Source organism: Dietzia sp. E1, from assembly GCF_014145015.1.
Lineage (GTDB): Bacteria > Actinomycetota > Actinomycetes > Mycobacteriales > Mycobacteriaceae > Dietzia > Dietzia cinnamea_A.
On sequence record NZ_JAALDU010000118.1, the window covers coordinates 1 to 5,424 of the forward strand.

Sequence of the window (5,424 nt, forward strand, 5' to 3'; positions counted from 1 at the left end):
GCGAGGCGGTCGGTCTCGTGGCCGCGCAGGTGCGCGATCCCCGTGAGGCGCGACGGGCCGTCGGCCAGGGCGCACAGTGCGGCGACGGTGGGGGTGAGCTCGCCGACGGCGGACAGGTCCCGGTCGACGGGGGAGAGGCGGGAGGGGCCGACGACGACGAGGGTGCCGTGGTCCGCACCGTCGGCGATCTCGAGGGTCACGGACGCGCCCATGGCCCGCAGGATGTCGCGGATGGCGTCGCCGGGCTGGGTCGTGGTGGCGGGCCAGTGCGGGACGCGGACGGTTCCGCCGGTGACCGCCGCGGCGGCCAGGAACGGGGTGGCGTTGGACAGGTCGGGCTCGACGACACGGTCGACGGCCGCGATCGGGCCGGGGACGACCCGCCATGATGATGGGGTCGGCTGTTCGACGGTGACGCCGGACTCGCGGAGCATCGCCAGCGTCATCTCGATGTGCGGTCCGGACGGGACGGGCGAGGCCCCCACGTGGACGAGGTCGACGCCCTCGTCGAAGCGGGCGGCCGAGAGCAGTAGGCCGGAGACGAACTGCGAGGAGGCCGAGGCGTCCATCTCGACGCGGCCCCCGCGCAGGGACCCCGTGCCCGAGACGGTGAAGGGTAGGCGCTCGCCGTCGATCTCGGCTCCGAGGGCCCGCAGCGCGTCGAGCACCGTGGACTGCGGGCGGACCCGGGCGGCGGGGTCGCCGTCGAAGGTCGAGGGGCCGGTGGCGAGCGCGGCGATCGGCGGGACGAAGCGCATGACCGTCCCGGCCAGCCCGCACTGGACGACGCCACCGCGAAGCGGCCCCGGAGTGATGAGCAGGTCGGTGTCGTCGGGCCCGAGGGTCCCCGACGGGCTCTCGATGCGTGCGCCCAGGGACCGCAGGGCGCCGATCATGAGGTCGGTGTCCCGGCTGCGCAGGGTGCCGGTCAGGCGGGAGGGGCCGTCGGCCAGGGCGGCGAGGGGGAGGGCGCGGTTGGTCAGCGACTTGGACCCGGGGACTACGACGTCGGCGTCCACGGGGGCTGCGGCAACGGGGGCGCTCCAATGACTCACCCGGCCATTGTCGCCCATCGCGGGCGCTCCCGGCGGATCCGGGTGCGAGGATGTCGGCATGTGTGGACGGTTCTCGCTCTCTTCGGACCCGGCGCAGCTCGCGCTGGAACTGGACGCGGTGGACGAGGCGTCCGCGCCGCCCGTCGGCCTCCACCCGGACACCGCGCCGCCGACGCCGCGCTTCAACATCGCGCCCACCACCACCGTCCCGGTGCTCACGCTGGACGCGCCGCGCGAGAGCCTCGACGAGGCCGTCGGCCCCACCGCCCCGCGGCGGGTGCTGCGGGCCATGCGGTGGGGGCTGGTCCCGTCGTGGACCAAGGAGTCCCAGCGCCTGCCCACGCTGTTCAACGCCCGCGTGGAGACCGCGGCCTCCAAGCCGGCGTTCCGCGCCGCCGTCGCCCGCCGGCACTGCGTGGTCCCGATGGACGGCTGGTACGAGTGGGTACCCGGTGAACCCGCCGCCCCGGGCGCCAAGGCGGGGCCCAAGCAGCCGTACTTCATGAGCCTGCCGGGCGACCGCGGTCTGCTGATGGCCGGGCTGTGGGAGGCGCGGCGCGACCCGGTCGACCCGTCCGTCACCCAGTTGTCGTGCACGATCCTCACCACCGAGGCGCTGGGCCCGCTGCGGCGGGTCCACGACCGGATGCCGCTGGCCGTCCACCCGGACCTGGTGGCGGACTGGCTCGATCCCGCCGTTATCGGTGACCCGCGTGCGCTGGTCGACGGCGCGGGCGGGGATCTCGGGGAGTGGGCCGAGTCGGTGGAGATCCGCCCGGTCTCCCGGGCGGTGTCGAACGTCCGGAACGAGGGGCCGGAGCTCGTCAGGCCCGTCGATCCCACCGAGGGGATGTTGTTCTAGCGGGACGTCGTGACCGGGGCGGTCACCGCGGCGGTCACCCGGACCAGCTCCGCGGGGTCGAGTTCGATCTCCCAACCGCGCCGTCCGGCGCTGCACAGGACCGTACGGTGACCGAGCGCGGAGGCGTCGACCACCGTGGCCAGGGGGCGCTTCTGGCCGACGGGGGAGACGCCACCCACCACGTAGCCCGTGGTCTTCTCGGCGACGTCGACCGGCGCGAGCGTGGCTCTACCGCACCCGAGGGCGGCGGCCGCGGCCTTGAGGTCGAGCGAGGAGGTCACCGGCAGCACCGCTACCGCCAGCGCGAGGCGGGAACCCGCCGGCGGCCGCCCGGTCGCCAGGACGAGGGTCTTGAACACCCGGTCGGCGTCCACCCCCAGGCGCTCGCCCATCACGCGGGCGGCCTCGTCGCCGTATGCGGTCTCACCGCTCGCGTCGTAGGTGTGGACCTCGTGGGCGACCCCGGCGGCCCGCAGCGCGGCGATCGCGGGGGTCGCCGCGGCACCGCCGCGTCCACCCGTCGCGGCACCGCGACCGCTCTTCCTACCCACGGTGGACCAGCGTAGTGCCCTGACGCTCCGGAATACGGGTGCGGCGGTCCGCGTTGTTCCTGGGCGAGTGCCCCGGGATGGTCCGGGGACGGGAAGGAGGGTGCGATGCGGACCGCGGTCCTCGACGCCCCGGATGTGCGGTTAGACTCCGGGACATCGACAGGTGAGGAGTTCCGGTTGCCGACCGAGTTGCAGCCCGACGAGGCCGACCAGCGCGCCGAGCAGTTCGAGGAGCTGGCCATGCCACTGCTCGACCAGCTGTACGGCGCCGCCTTGCGGATGACCAGGAATCCCGCCGATGCCGAGGACCTGGTGCAGGAGGCCTACGCCAAGGCGTTCGCCGGCTTCCACTCGTTCAAGCCGGGGACGAACTTCCGGGCCTGGATGCACCGCATCCTCACCAACGCCTACATCAACCACTACCGCAAGCGGCAGCGGCAGCCCGCGCAGTACCCGACCGACGAGATCACCGACTGGCAGCTCGCCGCGGCGGCCGAGCACACCTCGACGGGGCTGCGTTCGGCCGAGGTCGAGGCCATGGAGCTGCTGCCGGACGACGAGATCCGTGCGGCTTTGGCCGAGCTCCCCGAGGAGTTCCGGATGGCCGTCTACTACGCCGACGTCCAGGATCTGCCGTACAAGGAGATCGCCGAGATCATGGACACCCCCCTGGGGACCGTGATGTCGCGTCTGCACCGCGGCCGCAAGCAGTTGCGGGAGCTTCTGCGCGACGTGGCCGCCGAGCGCGGCTTCGGCCGTGACCGTGAGGAGGGGGCGAAGTGATGAAGGAGCACGATCCGCGCCTCGACGAGATCGACTGTCGCGACGCGATGCGCGACCTCTCACTGCTCGTGGACCTCGAGTGCGATGACGCCTGCCGTTCGCGCCTCGAGCATCATCTCGCCGGCTGCCCGGACTGCCGGGAGATGTTCCTGTCGGAGCGTCGTCTCAAGGCCAAGCTCTCGAGCTCGTGTTGCGAGAAGGCGCCGTCGGGCCTGCGGGAGCGTCTCATGGTGGAGATCCGGCGTACGACGGTGACCACGACGGACGTCGACGGCACGACCGTCGTGCACCAGCGCACGACGGTGGAGCGGCGCGACCTCACCTGACCGGCCGGGCGGTCGACGTCACGGCCGCGCCGGACACAGACGAAGGGGCGGGCACCTGTTCGGTGCCCGCCCCTTCGTCGTTCGTGCGTTCCCGAACTCAGCTGTTCGGACGCTTGCCGTGGTTGGCGTTCTTCTTGCGGCGATCCCGCCTCTTGCGGCCACGCTTGCCCATGGTCGCCTCCTTTCGTCGGTGTACAAGTCTTCCATGCGCGGGCCCGTGTGGTTGCATTGGAGGTGTCCGGGGGCCGCCTTCGAGGAAGTAGAGGAACAATCCGTATGGCTGAACAGGTCCGTGCCGAGATGGTCGCGAACGTCATGGAGGTCGTCGCGGCGGTCGGCACCGAGGTCGCCGAGGGCGACACGATCGTGCTCCTCGAGTCGATGAAGATGGAGATCCCGGTGCTGTGTGAGACCTCCGGCACCGTGACCGAGGTGGCGGTGAAGCCGGGGAACGTCATCCAGGCGGGTGACCTCATCGCGGTCATCGACTGACGGGTCGGATGCCCTCACGCCGAAGGCCGGCCCGTTCCCGTGGGGGAGGGGGCCGGCCTTCGGCGTATGTGGTCCGTGTCAGACGGCGGTGCGGGTGCGGGCGCGGCGACGCTTGAGGGCGCGACGCTCGTCCTCGCTCATGCCGCCCCAGACGCCGGCGTCCTGGCCGGACTCGAGGGCCCAGGACAGGCACTCGGCGGTGACGGGGCAGCGGTTGCAGACGATCTTCGCCTCGGCGATCTGCGCGAGGGCGGGTCCGGAATTGCCGACGGGGAAGAACAGCTCGGGATCCTCGTCGCGGCAGATGGCCTTGTGGCGCCAGTCCATGGGAACTCCTTTGATGTGAGACCGTGATCGGGTGCGCCGGGCAGCACGAACAGCCGCCGCCGACTCGTGGACATGTAGAGTCCACTGGCGGACGTGCGTGATCGATGGCACCCGGCGGGTGGTGGGGGATCTGTACCCTTTCCGCGGGCTCGCTCCTGTCGGAGGGGCTCCCGGTTAAGGCGAGGCAAACACGGTGTGTCTGCGCTGTTACGAATGATCGTCCCACGATTTCATGACAAGTCAATACGTTTGAGCGTCTATGTGGTAAACGTCACGCGGCTTGTCAAATCGTCGGAAAACCGCACACCAGAGGCGGTAATGGCCTAACTGGACCACGGTCCGACTGGTGGTTTCGGTGGCATGGCGAGGCCCGCTTAGTCTGGAGAGGTGAACGTGAGACGACCAGATGACCGTGGTGTTCCGGCCGACCCCCGCACGGCGATCCCCACGCCGGTCCGCCTCGCCGGGTGGATCTCCTCGGCCCAGGGACTGATCGGTGTCGGGGTGGCCGTGGTGTTGTTCGTCCGGGCGTTGGGCGGGCACCGCGAGGAGACCGTCGTCATCAGCGGCTACGGGACCGCGGTGTGGTTCGCGATCCTCGGCGGCGGGCTGCTGGCCGCCGGGCTCGGGTTGCTCCGCGGTCGGCGATGGGGCCGTGGGCTCGTCGTGATCGCCGAGCTCCTGCTGCTGTTCGTCGCCTGGTACGTCGGGGTGGGGTCGGGTCAGTACCTCGCCGGCATCGTCCTGGCGGTGGTGTCCGCGACGGCGCTGGTGTCGCTCTTCCGGCGCGACGCGGTCGAGTGGTACGCCGTCTGACCCTCCCGGCGCGACCCGCCCGGGGTCAGGCCAGCATCTTGTAGGCGTGGACCGCGCCGTCCCGGCGCTCGTAGAGGATGTCGCCGATCTGGGACAGGCCGGTCACGTCCTGCCCGCCCCCGGCGGAGGGCCCGTCCCCGGCGGAGGGGCCGCCCCCGGAGGGCTCCCCGCCCGCGCCCTCGTCGGCCGTGACGGGCACCTGCCGGGGCCCG

8 protein-coding genes and 1 pseudogene are annotated in these 5,424 nt (G+C 71.8%); 5 read left to right on the top strand and 4 right to left on the bottom strand.

Annotated features, from left to right (window positions below; all coding sequences use genetic code 11):
* Positions 1-1,073 (bottom strand): 3-phosphoshikimate 1-carboxyvinyltransferase (aroA, locus tag G6030_RS05045; protein ID WP_182642402.1); only part of this gene is annotated, 1,073 nt, incomplete at its 3' end.
* Between the two features lie 40 nt (positions 1,074-1,113).
* Here aroA and G6030_RS05050 point away from each other — a divergent pair.
* Positions 1,114-1,917 (top strand): SOS response-associated peptidase, encoded by an 804-nt coding sequence (locus G6030_RS05050; RefSeq protein WP_007630614.1) that lies wholly within the window; start codon positions 1,114-1,116, stop codon positions 1,915-1,917.
* On the opposite strand, the gene G6030_RS05055 is transcribed toward G6030_RS05050, so the two are convergent.
* Positions 1,914-2,468: an aminoacyl-tRNA deacylase gene (locus G6030_RS05055; protein ID WP_182642401.1), complete on the bottom strand. Its 555-nt coding sequence runs from the start codon at positions 2,466-2,468 to the stop codon at positions 1,914-1,916. The genes G6030_RS05050 and G6030_RS05055 overlap by 4 nt on opposite strands.
* Positions 2,469-2,573: 105 nt before the next feature.
* On the opposite strand from G6030_RS05055, the gene G6030_RS05060 reads away from it, so the two are divergent.
* The 3 genes from G6030_RS05060 to G6030_RS05070 all read left to right on the top strand — a co-directional run bounded on the left by G6030_RS05060 (position 2,574) and on the right by G6030_RS05070 (position 4,069).
* The gene (locus tag G6030_RS05060) at positions 2,574-3,251 is read left to right on the top strand and encodes a sigma-70 family RNA polymerase sigma factor (protein ID WP_007630618.1); all 678 of its coding nucleotides are present in this window, start codon (positions 2,574-2,576) and stop codon (positions 3,249-3,251) included.
* The gene (gene rsrA / locus G6030_RS05065) at positions 3,251-3,577 is read left to right on the top strand and encodes a mycothiol system anti-sigma-R factor (protein WP_007630620.1); all 327 of its coding nucleotides are present in this window, start codon (positions 3,251-3,253) and stop codon (positions 3,575-3,577) included. Before G6030_RS05060 ends, rsrA begins: the two co-directional genes overlap by 1 nt.
* Positions 3,578-3,853: 276 nt before the next feature.
* Positions 3,854-4,069, top strand: coding sequence for a biotin/lipoyl-binding carrier protein (locus tag G6030_RS05070; RefSeq protein ID WP_007630624.1), 216 nt, complete (start codon positions 3,854-3,856; stop codon positions 4,067-4,069).
* Positions 4,070-4,147: 78 nt separating this feature from the next.
* Here G6030_RS05070 and G6030_RS05075 read toward each other — a convergent pair whose 3' ends face one another.
* Entirely contained in the window at positions 4,148-4,396 is a 249-nt protein-coding gene (locus tag G6030_RS05075) for a WhiB family transcriptional regulator (RefSeq protein ID WP_007630625.1), read from the bottom strand.
* A 393-nt stretch (positions 4,397-4,789) separates the two neighbouring features.
* Here G6030_RS05075 and G6030_RS05080 point away from each other — a divergent pair, with 393 nt between their 5' ends.
* Entirely contained in the window at positions 4,790-5,212 is a 423-nt protein-coding gene (locus G6030_RS05080; RefSeq protein WP_223210201.1) for a hypothetical protein, read from the top strand.
* A gap of 25 nt (positions 5,213-5,237) precedes the next feature.
* On the opposite strand, the pseudogene G6030_RS05085 reads toward G6030_RS05080, so the two are convergent.
* Positions 5,238-5,424: pseudogene (locus G6030_RS05085) on the bottom strand (hypothetical protein); the annotation flags it as partial.

Bases quoted from the DNA above. Each gene is read 5' to 3' on its own strand.
- G6030_RS05070 (WP_007630624.1), top strand. From the start codon at position 3,854: ATGGCTGAACAGGTCCGTGCCGAGATGGTCGCGAACGTCATGGAGGTC.
- rsrA (WP_007630620.1), top strand. From the start codon at position 3,251: ATGAAGGAGCACGATCCGCGCCTCGACGAGATCGACTGTCGCGACGCG.
- G6030_RS05075 (WP_007630625.1), bottom strand. From the start codon at position 4,396: ATGGACTGGCGCCACAAGGCCATCTGCCGCGACGAGGATCCCGAGCTG.
- G6030_RS05050 (WP_007630614.1), top strand. From the start codon at position 1,114: ATGTGTGGACGGTTCTCGCTCTCTTCGGACCCGGCGCAGCTCGCGCTG.
- G6030_RS05060 (WP_007630618.1), top strand. From the start codon at position 2,574: ATGCGGACCGCGGTCCTCGACGCCCCGGATGTGCGGTTAGACTCCGGG.